At 61.5% G+C, this 19,344-nt stretch carries 15 protein-coding genes and 1 tRNA gene; 11 read left to right on the top strand and 5 right to left on the bottom strand.

Annotated features, from left to right (window positions below; translation table 11 throughout):
- The first annotated feature begins 24 nt into the window (after positions 1-24).
- The 5 genes from HS968_RS22510 to HS968_RS22530 all read left to right on the top strand — a co-directional run bounded on the left by HS968_RS22510 (position 25) and on the right by HS968_RS22530 (position 6,943).
- Positions 25-1,947: a PrkA family serine protein kinase gene (locus tag HS968_RS22510; protein ID WP_182368729.1), complete on the top strand. Its 1,923-nt coding sequence runs from the start codon at positions 25-27 to the stop codon at positions 1,945-1,947.
- 216 nt (positions 1,948-2,163) lie between these two features.
- A complete protein-coding gene (locus tag HS968_RS22515) occupies positions 2,164-3,435 on the top strand; it encodes a YeaH/YhbH family protein (RefSeq protein ID WP_182368731.1) in 1,272 nt (423 codons plus the stop codon).
- A gap of 10 nt (positions 3,436-3,445) precedes the next feature.
- On the top strand, positions 3,446-5,011 hold the full coding sequence (locus HS968_RS22520) for a SpoVR family protein (protein ID WP_182368732.1): 1,566 nt from the start codon (positions 3,446-3,448) through the stop codon (positions 5,009-5,011).
- Between the two features lie 61 nt (positions 5,012-5,072).
- Positions 5,073-5,585, top strand: coding sequence for a DUF4136 domain-containing protein (locus HS968_RS22525; RefSeq protein ID WP_182368733.1), 513 nt, complete (start codon positions 5,073-5,075; stop codon positions 5,583-5,585).
- A 128-nt stretch (positions 5,586-5,713) separates the two neighbouring features.
- Positions 5,714-6,943, top strand: a complete 1,230-nt coding sequence (locus HS968_RS22530; RefSeq protein WP_182368734.1) for a multifunctional CCA addition/repair protein — start codon at positions 5,714-5,716, stop codon at positions 6,941-6,943.
- Positions 6,944-7,000: 57 nt separating this feature from the next.
- On the opposite strand, the gene folK is transcribed toward HS968_RS22530, so the two are convergent.
- Together folK and folB are read right to left on the bottom strand one after the other, a co-directional pair.
- Positions 7,001-7,543: a 2-amino-4-hydroxy-6-hydroxymethyldihydropteridine diphosphokinase gene (folK, locus tag HS968_RS22535; protein WP_119694323.1), complete on the bottom strand. Its 543-nt coding sequence runs from the start codon at positions 7,541-7,543 to the stop codon at positions 7,001-7,003.
- Positions 7,534-7,890, bottom strand: a complete 357-nt coding sequence (gene folB, locus HS968_RS22540) for a dihydroneopterin aldolase (RefSeq protein WP_182368736.1) — start codon at positions 7,888-7,890, stop codon at positions 7,534-7,536. Before folB ends, folK begins: the two co-directional genes overlap by 10 nt.
- 75 nt (positions 7,891-7,965) lie before the next feature.
- On the opposite strand from folB, the gene plsY reads away from it, so the two are divergent.
- On the top strand, positions 7,966-8,535 hold the full coding sequence (gene plsY, locus HS968_RS22545; RefSeq protein ID WP_119694321.1) for a glycerol-3-phosphate 1-O-acyltransferase PlsY: 570 nt from the start codon (positions 7,966-7,968) through the stop codon (positions 8,533-8,535).
- 56 nt (positions 8,536-8,591) lie between these two features.
- On the opposite strand, the gene tsaD is transcribed toward plsY, so the two are convergent.
- Positions 8,592-9,617, bottom strand: coding sequence for a tRNA (adenosine(37)-N6)-threonylcarbamoyltransferase complex transferase subunit TsaD (tsaD, locus tag HS968_RS22550; protein ID WP_182368737.1), 1,026 nt, complete (start codon positions 9,615-9,617; stop codon positions 8,592-8,594).
- Between the two features lie 202 nt (positions 9,618-9,819).
- Here tsaD and rpsU point away from each other — a divergent pair, with 202 nt between their 5' ends.
- The 5 genes from rpsU (at position 9,820) to HS968_RS22575 (ending at position 18,115) form a co-directional block, all read left to right on the top strand.
- Positions 9,820-10,035: a 30S ribosomal protein S21 gene (rpsU, locus tag HS968_RS22555; protein ID WP_003290642.1), complete on the top strand. Its 216-nt coding sequence runs from the start codon at positions 9,820-9,822 to the stop codon at positions 10,033-10,035.
- 145 nt (positions 10,036-10,180) lie between these two features.
- Entirely contained in the window at positions 10,181-12,172 is a 1,992-nt protein-coding gene (gene dnaG, locus HS968_RS22560) for a DNA primase (RefSeq protein WP_182368738.1), read from the top strand.
- A gap of 67 nt (positions 12,173-12,239) precedes the next feature.
- Positions 12,240-14,087 (top strand): RNA polymerase sigma factor RpoD, encoded by a 1,848-nt coding sequence (gene rpoD / locus HS968_RS22565; RefSeq protein ID WP_182368739.1) that lies wholly within the window; start codon positions 12,240-12,242, stop codon positions 14,085-14,087.
- Between the two features lie 200 nt (positions 14,088-14,287).
- Positions 14,288-18,022, top strand: coding sequence for a bifunctional diguanylate cyclase/phosphodiesterase (locus tag HS968_RS22570; protein ID WP_182368740.1), 3,735 nt, complete (start codon positions 14,288-14,290; stop codon positions 18,020-18,022).
- A 16-nt stretch (positions 18,023-18,038) separates the two neighbouring features.
- A tRNA-Ile gene (locus tag HS968_RS22575) sits at positions 18,039-18,115 on the top strand.
- 226 nt (positions 18,116-18,341) lie between these two features.
- On the opposite strand, the gene HS968_RS22580 is transcribed toward HS968_RS22575, so the two are convergent.
- Positions 18,342-18,887 (bottom strand): hypothetical protein, encoded by a 546-nt coding sequence (locus HS968_RS22580; RefSeq protein WP_182368742.1) that lies wholly within the window; start codon positions 18,885-18,887, stop codon positions 18,342-18,344.
- Positions 18,884-19,336 carry a hypothetical protein gene (locus tag HS968_RS22585; protein WP_182368743.1) on the bottom strand — a complete coding sequence of 151 codons (453 nt, stop codon included), beginning with the start codon at positions 19,334-19,336 and terminating at the stop codon, positions 18,884-18,886. The genes HS968_RS22580 and HS968_RS22585 overlap by 4 nt, the downstream gene beginning before the upstream one ends.
- Between the last annotated feature and the right edge of the window lie 8 nt (positions 19,337-19,344).

Here is a 19,344-nt window from a genome sequence, read left to right on the forward strand (position 1 = left end):
TTCAGCATCGAGCGAGGTGAAGTCATGAGCATTTTCAGTCACTTCCAACAACGTTTCGAGGCGACCCGCCAGGAGGAGTACTCGCTGCAGGAGTACCTTGAACTGTGCAAACAGGATCGCAGCGCCTATGCCACTGCGGCCGAACGCCTGCTGATGGCAATCGGCGAACCGGAGTTGCTCGACACCTCGAGCAACTCCCGCCTGTCACGAATCTTCTCCAACAAGGTGATCCGCCGTTATCCGGCCTTTGCCGACTTCCATGGCATGGAAGAGTGCATCGACCAGATCGTCTCCTACTTCCGCCACGCCGCTCAGGGCCTGGAAGAGAAGAAACAGATTCTCTATCTGCTCGGCCCGGTAGGCGGCGGTAAATCCTCGCTGGCCGAAAAGCTCAAGCAACTGATGGAGAAGGTGCCCTTCTACGCCATCAAGGGCTCGCCGGTATTCGAGTCGCCGCTGGGTCTGTTCAATGCCACCGAAGACGGTGCGATCCTCGAAGAGGACTATGGTATCCCGCGCCGTTACCTGAACTCGATCATGTCGCCCTGGGCCACCAAACGCCTGCAGGAGTTCGGTGGCGACATCAGCCAGTTCCGCGTGGTCAAGCTCTACCCGTCGATCCTCAACCAGATCGCCGTGGCCAAGACCGAGCCGGGCGACGAGAACAACCAGGACATTTCCGCCCTGGTCGGCAAGGTGGATATTCGCAAGCTGGAGGAATTCCCGCAGAACGATGCCGACGCCTACAGCTACTCGGGGGCACTGTGCCGGGCCAACCAGGGCCTGATGGAATTCGTCGAGATGTTCAAGGCGCCAATCAAGGTGCTGCACCCGCTGCTGACCGCCACCCAGGAAGGCAACTACAACAGCACCGAAGGCCTCGGCGCGATCCCCTACAGCGGCATCCTGCTGGCCCACTCCAACGAATCGGAATGGCACAGCTTCCGTAACAACAAGAACAACGAGGCCTTCATCGACCGCATCTACATCGTCAAGGTGCCCTACTGCCTGCGCGTGACCGACGAGATCAAGATCTACGACAAATTGCTGATCAACAGCTCGCTGGCCAAAGCCCATTGCGCGCCGGATACCCTGAAGATGCTCGCCCAGTTCTCCACCCTGTCGCGCCTGAAAGAGCCGGAGAACTCCAACATCTACTCGAAGATGCGCGTCTACGACGGCGAGAACCTCAAGGACACCGACCCAAAAGCCAAGTCGATCCAGGAATACCGTGACAGCGCTGGGGTCGACGAAGGCATGAACGGCCTGTCGACCCGTTTCGCCTTCAAGATTCTGTCCAAGGTCTTCAACTTCGACCCGCACGAGATCGCTGCCAACCCGGTGCATCTGCTCTACGTACTGGAGCAACAGATCGAGCAGGAACAATTCCCTGCCGAGGTGCGCGAGCGCTACCTGCGCTACATCAAGGAATACCTGGCACCGCGCTACATCGAATTCATCGGCAAGGAGATCCAGACCGCCTACCTCGAGTCTTACAGCGAATACGGGCAGAACATCTTCGACCGCTACGTACTGTACGCCGACTTCTGGATTCAGGATCAGGAGTATCGTGACCCGGAAACCGGCGAGATTCTCAACCGCGTGGCCCTCAACGAGGAGCTGGAGAAGATCGAGAAGCCGGCCGGCATCAGCAATCCGAAGGATTTCCGCAACGAGATCGTCAACTTCGTGCTGCGCGCACGCGCCAACAACAATGGCAAGAACCCGACCTGGCTCAGCTACGAGAAGCTGCGCGTGGTAATCGAGAAGAAAATGTTCTCCAACACCGAGGATCTGCTCCCGGTCATCAGCTTCAACGCCAAGGGCAGCAAGGAGGATCAGCAGAAGCACAACGACTTCGTCAAGCGCATGGTCGAGCGCGGCTACACCGAGAAGCAGGTGCGCCTGCTCTCGGAGTGGTACCTGCGGGTTCGCAAGTCTCAGTAAGCCCTGTCCGGCGCGCACCGCGCGCCGGGTCATTCGCTGCCTGCCCGTAGCTACGGGCGGGCAAGAACCTGTTCAAAGTCTCGCGAGCTAGAGTCATGCAAGGCGAAAACAGGCGAGGACGCGCAGTTTACGAGCTGTAAATGAGCAGTCCGAGCCTGTTTTTAACGCAGCAGGGCCGACGCGCAGCAGAGTTTGAACGGGTTCGAAGGAGACGTCATGAGCTACGTGATCGACCGACGCCTAAATGGCAAAAACAAGAGCACGGTGAACCGCCAGCGCTTTTTGCGGCGTTACCGTGAGCACATCAAGAAGGCGGTGGAGGAGGCCGTCAGCCGGCGCTCCATCACCGACATGGAGCACGGCGAGCAGATCAGCATTCCCGGCCGCGATATCGACGAGCCGGTGCTGCATCACGGCCGCGGCGGCAAGCAGACCATCGTCCACCCCGGCAACAAGGAGTTCACCACCGGCGAACGCATTCCGCGCCCCCAGGGAGGTGGTGGTGGGCGTGGCAGCGGCAAGGCGAGCAACTCCGGCGAAGGCATGGACGAGTTCGTCTTCCAGATCACCCAGGAGGAGTTTCTCGACTTCATGTTCGAGGATCTGGAGCTGCCTAACCTGGTCAAGCGCCACCTGACTGGCGCAGAAACCTTCAAGACCGTACGTGCCGGCATCAGTAACGAGGGCAACCCCTCGCGCATCAACATCATCCGCACCCTGCGCTCGGCCCATGCGCGGCGCATCGCCCTGTCCGGCTCCAGCCGCGCCAAATTGCGCGAAGCCAAGGCCGAGCTGGAGCGGCTACGACGGGAAGAACCAGACAACTTCGGCGATATCCAGGCGATTCAGGAAGAAATCGAACGACTCAGTGCACGCATCCATCGCGTGCCGTTTCTCGATACCTTTGACCTCAAGTACAACCTGCTGACCAAACAGCCCAACCCCAGCTCCAAGGCGGTGATGTTCTGCCTGATGGACGTGTCCGGCTCCATGACCCAAGCCACCAAGGACGTGGCCAAGCGCTTCTTCATCCTTCTGTACCTGTTCCTCAAGCGCAATTACGACAAGATCGACGTGGTGTTCATCCGCCACCACACCAGTGCCAAGGAAGTGGATGAGGAGGAGTTCTTCTACTCCCGCGAGACCGGCGGCACCATCGTATCCAGCGCGCTGAAGCTGATGCAGGAGGTAATGGCCGAGCGCTACCCGATCAACGAGTGGAACATCTACGCAGCCCAGGCATCGGACGGCGACAACTGGAACGACGACTCCCCGGTATGCCGGGATATCTTGATCAACCAGATCATGCCGTTCGTGCAGTACTTCACCTACGTCGAGATCACTCCACGCGAGCACCAGGCGTTGTGGTTCGAATACGAGCAGGTGGCCGAGGCCTTCGCCGACAGCTTCGCCCAGCAACAACTGGTGTCTGCGGCGGACATCTATCCGGTGTTCCGTGAACTGTTCCAGCGTCGCCTGGTGAGCTGAGGGCCAAGCCATGAATGCTACTGCCAAGAAGCGCCAACCGCTGTCCACCGGTTCGGAATGGACTTTCGAGCTGATCCGCGCCTACGACCGTGAGATCGCGCGCATCGCCGAGCGCTACGCGCTGGACACCTATCCGAATCAGATCGAGGTCATCACCGCCGAGCAGATGATGGACGCCTACGCCTCGGTAGGCATGCCGCTGGGCTATCACCACTGGTCGTACGGCAAGCATTTTCTCGCCACCGAGAAAGGCTACAAGCGCGGCCAGATGGGCCTGGCCTACGAGATCGTGATCAACTCCGATCCCTGCATCGCCTACCTGATGGAAGAAAACACCATCTGCATGCAGGCGTTGGTGATCGCCCACGCCTGTTACGGTCACAACAGCTTCTTCAAGGGCAACTACCTGTTCCGCACCTGGACCGATGCCAGCTCGATCATCGACTACCTGGTGTTCGCCAAGCAGTACATCATGCAGTGCGAGGAGCGCTACGGCATCGACGCCGTGGAGGAATTGCTCGACTCCTGCCATGCCCTGATGAACTACGGCGTCGACCGCTACAAACGCCCCTACCCCATCTCCGCCGAAGAAGAACGCAGGCGCCAGAAGGATCGCGAAGAACACCTGCAGAAGCAGATCAATGACTTGTGGCGCACCATTCCCAGGAGCGCAGAGAAGGGCAACGAGAAGGACAACAAGCGCTTCCCGGCCGAACCGCAGGAGAACATCCTCTATTTCCTCGAGAAGCACGCGCCGCTGCTGGAGCCCTGGCAACGCGAAGTGATCCGCATCGTGCGCAAGATCGCCCAGTACTTCTACCCGCAGCGCCAGACCCAGGTGATGAACGAAGGCTGGGCCACCTTCTGGCACTACACCCTGATGAACGACCTGTACGACGAAGGCCTGGTCACCGACGGTTTCATGATGGAGTTCCTGCAGTCGCACACCAGTGTGGTCTACCAGCCACCGTTCGACAGTCCCTACTACAGCGGCATCAACCCCTATGCCCTGGGCTTCGCCATGTACCGCGACATCCGCCGTATCTGCGAGGAGCCCACCGAGGAGGACAAACACTGGTTCCCCGACATCGCCGGCAGCGATTGGCTGACCACGCTCAAGTTCGCCATGAACAGCTTCAAGGACGAGAGCTTCATCCTGCAGTTCCTTTCACCCAAGGTGATTCGTGACTTCAAGCTGTTCGGCATCCTCGACGACGACCAAAAGGACGAGCTGCTGGTACCGGCCATCCATGACGAACCCGGTTATCGCACCATCCGCGAGCTGCTCGCCGCGCAATACAACCTGGGCAACCGCGAACCCAACGTGCAGATCTGGAACATCGACCGTCGCGGCGACCGCTCGCTGACTCTGCGCCACCAGCAGCACGACCGCAAGCCACTGGGCGACTCCACCGGCGAAGTGCTCAAACACCTGCATCGGCTGTGGGGCTTCGATATTCACCTGGAGGTGTGCCAGGGCGATCAACTGATCACCACCCAGCACGTCCCACCACGCGGCAGCGCCGAGGGGGACAACGAATATCCTCGCCTGGATCTGATCATTCCACCCATTTGATCGGTTGCCGGGCATGACGCGAGCAATCAGCATCGCAGGCAGACTCCGCGAGATGCCGCGCATGCGCCTATTTCTGGTAATTCTCCTGTGCCTGGGGCTGGCCACCTGCACCAGCCACATCCCCCAGGCACAAATACTCAGCCCCGCCGACGCATCGCTCGCCGGGCGTCACAGTTTCGAGTTAATCGACCCACAATCCAGCCTGGAGGGCGAAGCACCCTTTCCAGAGCGTTATCGCCAGCTTCCGCAACTGCTGCGCCATGGCCTATCCGCACGGGGTTACCACGAGAGCCAGCAGCCGCAACTGCATATCTACTACTGGCTGGCCGTGCAGGACAGCCCATTGATGTTCAAGGTCGCCACGCCGCCACCCAACGCACTTGGCCCCTATCAGGCCATCCATCGCCTGCGCGACGAAACCGGCACCTTGCGCCTGCGCCTCACCGACCTCGACGAGCGCATCCTCTGGGAAGGCGTGATCAGCACGGGGCTGAGCCCAGCGCGTGACAGCGCCGAACTGCTGGAGCGTGCCGTTCAGGTGCTGACCGAACAGATCCCGCAAACCACACCGTAGCCCGGATGCAATCCGGGGATATCCGCGCGAACGTCCCGGATTGCATCCGGGCTACCTCCTGATAAACCGTTGCACGGCGCAGCCTGGCGCGATCTTCGGTATCCTCTGCGCTCAGTGGAGGAACAGTCATGCAGATCTACAAAGTCGGCGGCGCAGTACGTGATCGCCTGCTCGGCCGCCCCGTCAGCGAAGTGGACTGGGTAGTGGTCGGCGCCAGTGCCGAGCAGATGCTCGAGCTCGGTTACCGCCCTGTGGGCGCCGACTTTCCGGTGTTCCTGCACCCGCAGACGGGCGAGGAATATGCTCTGGCTCGCACCGAACGCAAGAGCGGCCGCGGCTACGGCGGCTTCACCTTTCACGCCAGCCCCGACGTCACGCTGGAAGAAGACCTGATCCGCCGCGACCTCACCGTCAACGCCATGGCCGAGGACGAACAGGGCAAGCTGATCGACCCCTACGATGGCCAGCACGATCTTCAGGCACGCATCCTGCGCCACGTTTCCCCGGCCTTCGCCGAAGACCCGCTACGTGTACTGCGCGTCGCCCGCTTCGCCGCGCGCTATGCGCCGCTCGGCTTCAGCATTGCGCCGGAAACCCTGGCGCTGATGCATCAGTTGGCCGAGTCCGGCGAACTGGGTCATCTCACCGCCGAACGCAGCTGGAAAGAAATCTCTCGCGCGCTGATGGAGCCGCGCCCGGATGTATTCATCCAGGCGCTACGCGACTGCGGCGCACTGGCCGCCCTGCTGCCGGAAGTGGACGACCTGTTCGGCGTGCCGCAGCCGCCCGCCCATCACCCGGAGATCGATACCGGCGTGCACGTACTGAGCGTGCTGCGCCAGTGCGCCGAGCACCAACAACCGTTGAGCGTACGCTGGGCATGCCTGCTTCACGACGTTGGCAAGGGTCTGACCCCGGAGGCCGACTGGCCACACCATATCGCCCACGAGCACAAAGGCCTGAAGCTGATTCAGGCGATCAACGACCGCTGCAAGGCACCGCGTGACTGCGCTGAGCTGGCGTTACTGGTCGGCGAGTTCCATACCCATGGGCACCGTGCCTTTGAGCTGCGTCCCTCGACGCTGCTGGAATTGCTGCAACGCTTCGACGTGTTCCGGCGGCCGCAGCGCTTCGCTGAATTCGTCACGGCCTGCGAGATGGACGCTCGTGGCCGTAAGGGTCTGGAACAGCGTGAATATCCACAAGCCGCGTATCTGCTAGGCGCTGCCGAGATCGCTCGGCAAGTGGCGGTCAAACCGCTGCTGGAGAAGGGTTTCAAAGGTGCCGAGTTAGGCGAAGCACTCAATCGCGAACGCCTGAAAGCACTCAAGGCCTACAAGGAACAGCCGTCTCTTTGACGAAACCGTAGGGTGCGCCATGCGCACCCCTGGTAACCGCGGTACAGGCGGCGCCCCCTACGCAGCCCCGTCCGAATGCGCCTGCAACAACGCCTGCGGTGTCAACTCGATACCACGCCACTGAAAGGCGGCCGGCCAGAGTTGCTGATCGATCTGCGTCGTCGCCCACAGATCAGCGAACGAACGGCCATCCACCGGATGCTGCAGCTGCGGCACCAGCAGCGCCAGGGGCCAGAGCACGAAAGCGTTCTTGAGAATCTCCGCGCGCGGCAGGATCAAGCCATTGAAGTTGCCGACCTGCTCACCGTACAGCAGCACGTCGATATCCAGCGGCAAACCCTTGCGATCCGGAGCATAGCGACCGTTATCGGCTTCGATGAATTTCAGCCGGCGATCCAGCTCCAGCAGCGGCAGCTCGGTGTCGCCCACCACCACCAGATTGAAGAAGTTGCCACTCTTGATGCCCACCGCGTGGCTCTCGAATACCGGCGAGCAGCGCATGTCAGCGAGCAGACCAGCCAGTGCCTCGAGCCCGGCAACAAGGTGAGCCTCGCGCTCGATATTGCTGCCGAGGCCAAGGAATACCCGGGTCAGAGACATCCGCGCTCGATCTCCACGCCTACACCACCACGTGCCGCCGGCACGGCGCCGGGCTTGGTCAGCTTGAGGCGTATCCAGGGAATCTGGAATTCCTCCATCAACACCTGCACCAGGCGTTCGGCGAAAGTCTCCACCAGGATGAATTGCGATTCGGAAGCGAAGGACTGAATGCGCGCGGACACGCTGGCATAGTCGAGTGCCCGGTTGAGATCATCGTCGGCCGCGGCCGGGCGGTTATCCCAGCCCATCTGCAGGTCGAGGCGCAGGCACTGGCGAATGTCGCGCTCCCAATCGTAGGCGCCGATCACCGTGTCGACCTCCAGCCCCTCGATAAATACTCTGTCCACCCACACTCTCCGCGCCACGACAAGGGCGCCACACCTCGTTAGAATCGGCCCACCCCATGCATTGGAATGGCCACCATGTTCTGGCTTCTGGCGATCCTCGCCTACCTGCTCGGCTCGTTGTCCTTCGCCATCCTGCTCAGCCGACTTGCTGGCGGGCCAGACCCGCGCGCCAGCGGCTCGGGCAACCCCGGCGCCACCAACATGCTGCGGGTGGCCGGCAAGAAGCTCGCTGTCATGACACTGATCGGCGACCTGTTCAAGGGCCTGCTACCGATCCTGATCGCCAAGCTGCTCGGCCTCAGCCTGCATCAACAGGCCTGGATCGGGCTGGCCGCTGTCGTCGGCCACCTCTATCCACTGTACTTTCGCTTCCGCGGCGGCAAAGGCGTGGCCACTGCCGCCGGCATGCTGCTCGGCCTCTACCCACCGGCCGCACTACTCGCCCTTGCAGCCTGGGCTCTGGTCTTCCTGCTGACCCGCACCAGCTCGCTGGCCTCGCTGATCGCTACCCCGCTGACGCTGCCACTGCTGGCCTGGCAACAACCGGCAGCCCTGCTACCGGCCTGCGTACTGACCGGGCTGATCGTCTGGCGCCACCGCGGCAACCTGCGTGATCTGTTCGCCGGCCGCGAGCGCCGTTTTTAACCAACCTGTCGGGATGAAAATCGCGGCTGAAGCCGCTCCTACAGGGCATCGACTCATTAAAGCGCTGGCAACGACTCCATCGGCCAACGCGCCTGCACCTTGATCGCCAGATCCTCATGCTGCCCCGCCAACAGACGCTGGCAACCGGCATAGGCGATCATCGCGCCGTTGTCGGTGCAGAAGCGCGGCCGCGCATAGAACACCTTGCCCTTCATCTCACCCAGCATGCGCTCCAGATGCTCACGCAGCGCCTTGTTGGCACTTACGCCACCTGCGATCACCAGGCTCTTGAGCCCCGTCTGCTTGAGCGCACGTTTGCACTTGATGGTCAGAGTCTCAACCACGGCCTGCTGGAAGGCCAGTGCGATGTCGCGGCGAGCTTGATCGAGGTCGTCGTCATTGGTACGACACTGCTGCCAGGTATTAAGGGCGAAGGTCTTCAGGCCACTGAAGCTGAAATCCAGGCCAGGGCGATCGGTCATCGGCCGAGGGAATACAAAACGCCCCGGCGTGCCCTGCTCTGCCAGCTTGGCGATCTCCGGACCGCCAGGATAATTGAGCCCCATCAGCTTGGCGGTCTTGTCGAACGCCTCACCTGCAGCATCGTCCAGCGACTCGCCGAGCAATTGATACTGACCAATGCCGTCGACCCGCACCAGTTGGGTGTGGCCACCGGAAACCAGCAAGGCGACGAACGGAAATGCCGGCGGTTGCTCTTCCAGCATCGGCGCCAGCAGATGACCTTCCATATGGTGCACGCCGACGGCCGGTATGCCCCAGGCGAAGGCCAGCGCCTGCGCGCAGGATGCGCCCACCAGCAGCGCACCGACCAGGCCAGGCCCCGCCGTGTAGGCCAGCGCGTCGATATCGCTGGCCTGCTTACCGGCTTCGTCCAGCACCTGGCGGATCAACGGCAACATGCGTTTGACGTGATCGCGCGAAGCCAGCTCAGGCACTACGCCGCCGTAGACACGGTGCAGGTCAATCTGGCTGAACAGCGCATCGCTCAGCAGGCCGCACTCGCTGTCATAGAGCGCAACGCCGGTTTCATCGCAGGAAGTTTCCAATCCCAGTACGAGCATGGAGTAAAGCCTTGGTTTGCCGCATAGAACGAAGGCGCGCATGATAAGCGCCGCCCAATGCTCCGGCCAGCGCTTTTCGACCTAAGGGCTTTGCATTCCTCGCCCCGAGGGGGTAACATCCGCAACCCTTGAAAACCGACGCACCCCGAGCCATTTGCCGGGAACGCGTTGAACACCGGTAATTAACGAAGGTACGACCTGGATGCCAGCCGTCAAAGTTAAAGAGAATGAACCCTTCGACGTAGCTCTGCGTCGTTTCAAGCGCTCCTGCGAGAAAGCCGGTGTACTGGCTGAAGTCCGTAGCCGCGAATTCTACGAAAAGCCGACCGCTGAGCGTAAGCGCAAGGCCGCTGCCGCTGTTAAGCGTCACGCCAAGAAAGTGCAACGCGAACAGCGTCGCAGCGTTCGCCTGTACTAATTCAGTACACGCAACGCCCGAATGCCCGGCTTCGGCCGGGCATTGCATTTGAAGACTCCGCCTCGCGCCTCAGCGAGTGTGCGGAGTTTTTGCTTTTCTACCAATCGTTGTCCCGCGTTCGCGCCGGGCAGTATGCTGAGCGCCTATGGCCGGCCTGATCCCGCAATCCTTCATCGATGACTTGCTCAACCGCACCGACATCGTCGATGTGGTGAGTTCGCGCATCCAGCTGAAGAAGAGCGGCAAGAACTACAGCGCCTGCTGCCCGTTCCACAAGGAAAAGACCCCTTCCTTCACCGTCAGCCCGGACAAGCAGTTCTACTACTGTTTCGGCTGCGGCGCCGGCGGTAACGCCCTCGGCTTCGTCATGGATCACGATCAACTGGAATTCCCCCAGGCGATCGAGGAACTGGCCAAGCGCGCCGGCATGGACGTACCGCGCGAGGAAAGCGGCCGCGGGCACAAGCCCAGACAACCAGTCGACTCCCCGCTCTACCCGCTGCTCAACGCCGCAGCCGAACATTATCGCCAGGCACTGAAAAGCCATCCGCAGCGTAGATATGCGGTGGACTACCTCAAGGGTCGCGGCCTGACTGGCGAAATCGCCCGCGATTTCGGCCTCGGCTTCGCCCCTCCCGGCTGGGACAACCTGCTCAAGCAGCTGGGCGCCGACGCCCTGCAGCAAAAAGCGATGATCGACGCCGGCCTGCTGATCGAGAACGCCGAGAACGGCAGGCGCTACGATCGCTTCCGCGACCGCATCATGTTCCCCATCCGCGACAGCCGCGGCCGGGTGATCGCCTTCGGCGGCCGCGTACTCGGCGACGACAAGCCCAAGTACCTGAACTCGCCGGAAACCCCTGTGTTCCACAAGGGCCAGGAACTCTACGGCCTGTACGAGGCGCGCAAACACAACCGCGATCTCGACGAGATCATGGTGGTCGAAGGCTACATGGACGTCATCGCCCTGGCCCAGCAAGGCCTGCGCAATGCAGTCGCAACCCTGGGCACGGCGACCAGCGAGGAGCACCTCAAGCGCCTGTTCCGCATCGTGCCCAGCGTACTGTTCTGCTTCGACGGTGACGCGGCTGGCCGCAATGCCGCCTGGCGCGCACTGGAATCGACCCTGCCGAGCCTGCAGGACGGTCGTCGCGCGCGCTTTCTGTTCCTGCCCGAAGGCGAAGACCCGGATACCCTGGTACGCGCCGAGGGCACCGACGCCTTCCGTGCCCGCATCAATCAGCACGCGCAGCCGCTGGCCGACTACTTCTTCCAGCAACTCAGCGAAGAAGCCGACCCGCGCTCACTGGAAGGCAAGGCGCACCTGGTGACCCTGGCCGCGCCGTTGATCGACAAGATTCCCGGCAACAACCTGCGCGCGTTGATGCGCCAGCGCCTGAGCGAAATCACCGGCCTTTCCGGCGAAGCGCTCAGCCAGGTCGCCAGCAGCCCACGCAGCCATGCCCCGAGCACGATCAACCCGGCACCGACCAGCGATTACCCGGACTATGGCGATATCCCCGACAGCGCCTACTACGACGCCATGCCGGATCTCGGCGGTTACGAGCAACCCGCACCGCAACAGCAGCACTACGAGCAGCGCAGCAACGACAGCGGCAAGGGCAGTTGGAAAAAAGAAGGTGGCAAGTGGAGCAAGAAGGGCAAAGGCGACTTCGCGCCACGTGCCCCACGCACCGCAGTCAGCGTCGAATCACCGCATCTGAGCGCATTGCGCACACTTTTGCATCACCCGCAGCTGGCACAGAAGGTCGAGGACGTCAGTCATTTCGCCGACGAAGACGATACCTACGCCCAGCTACTGGTCGCCCTGGTCGGCGCCCTGCAAAAGTCGCCCAACCTGCGCTCACTGCAATTGATCGCGCGCTGGCACGGCACGGAGCAAGGCCGTCTATTACGGGCATTGGCAGAGAAGGAATGGTTGATTTCTGCCGATAACCTTGAACAACAGTTTTTCGACACTATAACTACTCTTGCAGCCCGCCAACGCGAGCGCAGCCTGGAACAACTGCTGCGCAAGGCCCGTCAAAATGAGTTGAGCGCAGAGGAAAAAGATCAGCTGCGCGCCCTGCTAAGCCGTAACGCATTACCAGTTTCCCCCTCCCCAACTGGCGCGTAGGGCTCGAGATCAGGTATAATCCGCGGCTTGTTTTTAGCCCGCCAAGACCTTCAGTGGATAGGGTGTTATGTCCGTAAAAGCGCAACAGCAATCTCGTTTGAAAGAATTGATCAGCCGTGGTCGCGAGCAGGGTTACCTGACGTACGCGGAGGTCAATGACCACCTGCCGGAAGATATTTCCGATCCGGAACAGGTGGAAGACATCATCCGCATGATCAACGACATGGGGATCAACGTATTCGAGAGTGCTCCGGATGCGGACGCCCTGTTGTTGGCCGAGGCCGACACCGACGAAGCGGCGGCAGAAGAAGCCGCAGCCGCCCTCGCCGCCGTTGAGACCGATATCGGCCGTACCACCGACCCGGTGCGCATGTACATGCGTGAAATGGGTACCGTGGAACTGCTGACCCGCGAAGGCGAGATCGAAATCGCCAAGCGCATCGAGGAAGGCATCCGCGAAGTCATGAGCGCCATCGCTCACTTCCCCGGCACTGTCGACGGCATCCTCTCCGAGTACAAGCGTGTCACCACCGAGGGCGGCCGTCTGGCCGAAGTACTCAGTGGTTACATCGACCCGGATGACGGCAGCGTACCCGACGAAGCCGCCGCTCCTGTTCCTGTAAAAGAAGGCGCCGCTGCTGAAGAGAGCGACGACGACGAGGAAGAAGAGAGCAGCGACGACGAGGAAGAAGAAGGCGATGGCGGCCCGGATCCGGAAGAAGCGGCACGCCGCTTCACAGCCGTGGCCGAGCAGCAGGAAAAAGCGCTGAAGGCTCTGAAGAAGCATGGCCGTGGCAGCAAGCAGGCCACCGAAGAGCTGGCCGCACTGGCCGAGCTGTTCATGCCGATCAAGCTGGTGCCCAAGCAGTACGACGCCCTGGTCACCCAGGTGCGCGATGCCCTCGACCGCCTGCGCACTCAAGAACGCGCCATCATGCAGCTGTGCGTGCGTGACGCTCGCATGCCGCGTGCCGACTTCCTGCGCCTGTTCCCGGGCAACGAAATCGACATGAGCTGGGCTGCCGACCTGGCCAAGGGCAAGGCCAAGTACGCCGAAGCCCTGGGCAACCTGCAAGCCGACATCCAGCGTTGCCAGCAGAAGCTGGTCGATCTGGAAGCCGAGTGCAGCCTGAGCCTGGCCGAGATCAAGGACATCAACCGTCGCATGTCCATCGGTGAAGCGAAAGCTCGCCGCGCCAAGAAGGAAATGGTCGAGGCGAACCTGCGTCTGGTGATCTCCATCGCCAAGAAGTACACCAACCGCGGCCTGCAGTTCCTCGACCTGATCCAGGAAGGCAACATCGGCCTGATGAAGGCGGTGGACAAGTTCGAATACCGTCGCGGCTACAAGTTCTCGACCTACGCCACCTGGTGGATTCGCCAGGCGATCACCCGCTCGATCGCCGACCAGGCGCGCACCATCCGTATTCCGGTGCATATGATCGAGACGATCAACAAGCTCAACCGCATCTCCCGTCAGATGCTGCAGGAAATGGGTCGCGAGCCCACTCCGGAAGAGCTGGGTGAGCGCATGGAAATGCCCGAGGACAAGATCCGCAAGGTATTGAAGATCGCCAAAGAGCCGATCTCCATGGAAACCCCGATTGGCGACGACGAAGATTCGCATCTGGGCGACTTCATCGAGGACAGCACCATGCAGTCCCCGATCGACGTGGCCACGGTCGAAAGCCTCAAGGAAGCCACTCGCGAAGTGCTGGCCGGCCTCACTGCCCGTGAAGCCAAGGTTCTGCGCATGCGCTTCGGTATCGACATGAACACCGACCACACCCTCGAGGAAGTGGGCAAGCAGTTCGATGTCACCCGTGAGCGGATTCGTCAGATCGAAGCCAAGGCGCTGCGCAAGCTGCGCCACCCGACGCGAAGCGAGCATCTGCGCTCCTTCCTCGACGAGTGATACCAAAACCCCCGGCCCAGGCCGGGGGTTTTGCTTTCTGGGTACACCTCTGCGTAGAGCGAGTTAAGGGGCGAGGCGAACAGCTCGTCACCTCGCCGCCCCGCCCGCAAGCAAACGGCAGCGCTGCCGTTGCAATCAAACTGCCATCCCTGCTTTGGCGGTCTACACTGGGACGATACTGATTTCGAAACGAGGCCGTTATGCCCCGCTGGCCAGCCATTTTGATGTTGTGCCTGGCGTATTGGATGACCCCGGCCCTAGCCCTGACACTCAGCGAGCAAGAGCGCACCTGGCTGGCCGCCCACCCCGAGCTGCGCCTGGGCGTCGATGCATCTTGGCCACCGTTCGAATTCCGCGATGAGCAAGGCAACGCCCAGGGCCTTGCCGCCGACTACGTCAGGCTGATCGAAGAGCGCCTCAGCGTACAGTTTCAACCCGTCGAGCCCAGCAACTGGAGCGTAGTACTGGAGCAGGCGCGTACAGGCCAGATCGACCTGCTGCCGGCCATCATGTCGACGCCCGAGCGTCAGCAGTACCTCGCCTTCACCCGCCCTTACCTGAATTTCCCCATCATCATCATGGCCCGTGACGGCGGGCCGCAGCCGAAGAAGATCAACGACCTGTACGGTCTGCGGGTCGCAGTCGTCGCCGACTACGCACCACACGAACTGCTGCGCCAGCAACATCCGGATCTCAACCTGCTCGCCGTACACAATGTGGCCGCCGCCCTTCAGGCCTTGGCCACCGGTCAGGCCGATGCACTGGTCAGCGACCTCGCCTCCAGCGTCTGGAGCCTGCGTCAGCTCAAGCTCGAAGGCCTGTACATCAGCGGTGAGACGCCCTATCGCTACCAACTGGCCATGGCCGTGCCACGCGATCAACCGATCCTGCTCGGCATTCTCGACAAACTCCTCGCCGACCTCAGCCCTGAGCAGGTATCCGATCTGCAAGCGCCCTGGATCGGCAGCGAACTGGACAACCGCGACGCCTGGCATGAAATGCTGCTGTACGCCTTGCCGGCACTGCTAATCCTCTTGCTCGTGATCGCGGCGATATTGCGCATCAACCGCCGCCTAAAGCACGAGATACGCAACCGAGAGGCACTGGAGCAGGAACTACGCAGCCGCGAGCAGCACTTTCGCGACATGGTCGAAAGCCTCTCGGCCATCACCTGGGAAACCGAGCCGAGCGGGCTCACCTACACCTACGTCTCACCTCACGCCGAGAGACTGCTCGGCTACCCGCTACAGGAATGGTTGCAGCCCGGTTTCTGGCAACGCCACCTGCACCCGGACGACCACCAGCGCACCCTGCGCACGTGCCTGGAGCAATGCGCCAATGGCGAGGATCATGCCCTCGAGTACCGCCTGCTCGCAGCCGACGGCCGCACCGTCTGGGTTCGCGACATCGTCACCTTGCTGCAACGCGGCGAGCGTCAGGTCATTCGTGGCCTGATGATCGACATCAGCGAAGCCAAGCAGACCGAACAGGCGCTGCGCCTGTCGGAGCAAAAATTCGCCTCGGTGTTCCAGCAATGCCCGGACATTCTCATCATCTCTCGACGCCTCGACGGTGTACTGCTCGAAGTCAACGCCGCCTTCACCGCCCAGACCGGCCTCAGCAGTGAACAGGCCATCGGCAGAACCGCCACCGAACTCGACCTGTGGGGCATTCCGGGGATTGGCCCGAGCCTGCTACTGCGCCTGCAAGACGAACGCCTGCGCAACCTGGAAATGCCCTTCCGCCGCGCCGACGGCAGCCTGTTCACTGGGCTGATCTCCGCCAGCCCTTTCATCCTCGATAAAACGCCCGTGCTGGTGATCGTCGTGCGCGATATCAGCCAACTCAAAACAACGCAGCAGCAGCTGCAGACCTCCGAGGAGAAATTCGCCAAGGCCTTCCATGCCTCCCCCGATGGCCTGCTGATCACCCGGCAGCGCGATGGCCTGATAGTCGAAGCCAACGAAGGCTTCAGCCGCATTACCGGTTACGGCCTCGACGAGATCAACGGGCACAGCACCATCAGCCTGGGTATCTGGGCCAACCAGGAAGATCGTCAGCGCCTAGTCGAATGTATTCGCCAGCAAGGCAGCACACACGAAATGATCGCGCCAGTACGCAACAAGGGCGGGCAACTGCGCCTGTGCGAGCTGTCCGCCCAACCCTTGCTGATTGGCGGTGAACAGTGCCTGCTGACCATCGCCCGCGACATCACCGAGCGACAGCGCATGCAGGACGAGTTGCAGCAGGCAGCGACCGTCTTCGAGAGCACCGCCGAAGGCGTGATGATCACCGACCTCGAACAGCGCATCACCGCCGTCAACCGCGCCTTCAGCCAGATCACCGGCTACAGCGAAGCCGAGGCCCTCGGCCAGCGTCCCAGCATGCTGGCCTCCGGTCAGCACGACAGCACCTTCTATGCCGCCATGTGGCACAGCCTGGCGGCCAACGGCCACTGGCAAGGCGAGATCTGGAACCGGCGCAAGAACGGAGAGCTCTATCCCGAATGGCTGAACATCAGCGCCGTGCGTAACAGCGACAACCTGATCACCCATTTCGTGGGCGTATTCGCCGATATCTCCAGCCTCAAGCACGCCCAGGCTCGACTCGACCACCAGGCCCATCATGATCACCTGACCGGCCTGCCCAACCGCTTGCTGTTCGAAAATCGCCTGCGCAGCGCGCTGGACAGCTCACGTGTCAGCGAACAATTGGGCGCAGTGCTGTTTCTCGACCTCGACCGCTTCAAACAGATCAACGACAGCCTCGGTCACCCGGTCGGCGACCAATTGCTCAAAGCCATCGCCGCACGCCTCAAGTTGCAGTTGCGCAACGTCGACACCGTCGCCCGCCTCGGCGGCGACGAATTCATCATCCTGCTGCCGAGCCTGCAACAGGCACAGGACGCCGAACAGGTCGCGCAGAAACTGCTGCATTGCTTCAGCGCCCCCTTCGAGATCGACGCCCACGAGTTCTTCATCAGCGCCAGTATCGGTATCAGCCTCTACCCGCAGGACGGCATGGACGTCGCCACACTGGTCAAGAACGCCGACGCCGCCATGTACCAGTCCAAGGCGAAAGGGCGCAACCGCAGCGAGTTCTATACCCGCTCGCTGACCTTTCAGGTCAACGAGCGCATGGCCATGGAACAGGAACTGCGTCGCGCCCTGGAGCGCAACGAGCTGCGCCTGTACTACCAGCCCAAGTACTGCCTGCGCAGCCAACGCCTGATCGGCGCCGAAGCCCTGGTACGCTGGCCACACCCGGTATTCGGCGACATACCACCGGATCGTTTCATCCCGGTGGCCGAAGAAAGCGGGCTGATCGTTCCGCTGGGTGACTGGGTGCTGGAAGAGGCATGCCGCCAACTGCAGGAATGGCAGGAGAGCAATCGCGGCTTCGGCACCCTCTCGGTCAACCTGGCCGGCGCTCAGCTGCACCAACCCAGCCTGTTACCGCGCATCAAGGAACTGCTGCAGCGCTACGACCTGGCACCTGAGTTGCTGCAACTGGAGATCACCGAAAACTTCATCATGAACCAGTCAGGCGAGGCGCTGGAGATTCTCCATCGCCTCAAACAACTGGGCGTACAACTGGCCATCGACGACTTCGGCACCGGTTACTCCTCGCTCAGCTACCTCAAGCGCCTGCCGCTGGACGTGCTGAAAATCGACCAGTCGTTCGTCCGCGGCCTGCCCGACGACCCGCACGACCTGGCGATCACCCGCGCCATCATCGCCCTGGGCAACAGCATGCAACTGACAGTGATCGCAGAGGGCGTGGAGACCAAAGCCCAGGAACTCTGTCTGGCCGCCGAAGGCTGCCTGCAGATTCAAGGTTACGTAGTCAGTTGCCCCCTCTCGGCAGAAGCCTTCGCCCGGAAATTTCTTTCGCCAGGTCAAGCAGTTGGCGCTGGCGAGAACGCGCCGTTATAATCCGCCGGCCTTCTGGGGGCCTATAGCTCAGTTGGTTAGAGCAGAGGACTCATAATCCTTTGGTCCACGGTTCGAGTCCGTGTGGGCCCACCACCTTCAAAGCCGCGCACTGCGCGGCTTTTTCATGTCCGCTGTAAAAGCAGCTAGGCAGATCCAAGAGTGCAAATTCAGCACAGTACCGGTACAGGCCAGTACGCGTTGATACTCACCCGAATTCTGTAAGCGCGCGGCGGATTTGGCATAGCCTTGCAACCTATTTGGCACAAGGCTCCACGCAGTCACCCTGCGAATTTCGCAACCTACTTGGCATAACGTGCCGCTACTCTTCTGGGTCACTCACATTAGCCATGCGTTCCAGCAGATAGATTGCGCCGCCGTTGACCATCACCTGGAACCAGACAAACCACACGTTCGCGCCTTCAGAGCTAAGCCTCCACTCCTGGCCAGCACCCGCTAAGTGATCTGAGTAAGGCATGCTATCGAGCTTCGCATACCCCAAGGACGCCCCTGGCCCGCTCGCCGTGCCGCGAATCGATAGGGTTGCAGGCGAGCTATTGAGGTACAGCAATACTTCGAAAGAGGTTGAGCCGATCAGCAGCGCCGGCTCCAGCTCCAGCGTGACGCTTCCTTCAGATATATCAGCCTCCACTGTGCGAGTGGTCTGCTTAATCAAGTAGGTGCCAGGGTTCTGCGCGGCCAACTTGCCTTCACTAACCTGGACGGCCAGGCGCCAGTCCGTTGCGTTTGTGGTGCCTGTCGAGAGGTACTGATCTCCAGTGTCTTCATCAATGTAATGTGCTGCCAGGCTCTGCGGCACGTCCGTCGGTGCGCCGTTGCCCTTGAAAATATGCTGTGCGGTGGTCATTCGCTTACTCCTGTGAGCAGGTTGTTCATGTGGTCTGTGAGTTGGTTGCCGCTAGCGTCGAGCAAAACGCCATCTGCGCCGGGCTGCTCTGGTGTCTCCAGCTCCGAGACACGCTCTGAAAGGCTCTTAACCTGCTCCTGTAACGTCATGAGCGCGGCAGCAGTGAGCCTCAAATGCAGCTCCGCACCAGCCTCCAGGTTGAGCGCTGTGGTGCCTTCCTGATGCCGTTGAACCGTGAGCATGCCGCCTGATTTACTCGTCACCCGGATGATTTCCCAGGCAACCTCGCGGCCTAGGTCGTCACGAAGAACGGCCGTCAGGCAGTAGTAGTTCGCGCCATCCAGACCGACCAGAAGGGCGGCCTCATCAGGCGGCACACTGAACTGATCAGCGTCAGCATCGGCCGGCGCGAGTAGCGTGGTGGCAAAGTTATTTAGGTACAGTTGCATGCTTACCT

The organism is Pseudomonas berkeleyensis (assembly GCF_014109765.1).
In the GTDB taxonomy this organism is placed as follows: domain Bacteria; phylum Pseudomonadota; class Gammaproteobacteria; order Pseudomonadales; family Pseudomonadaceae; genus Aquipseudomonas; species Aquipseudomonas berkeleyensis.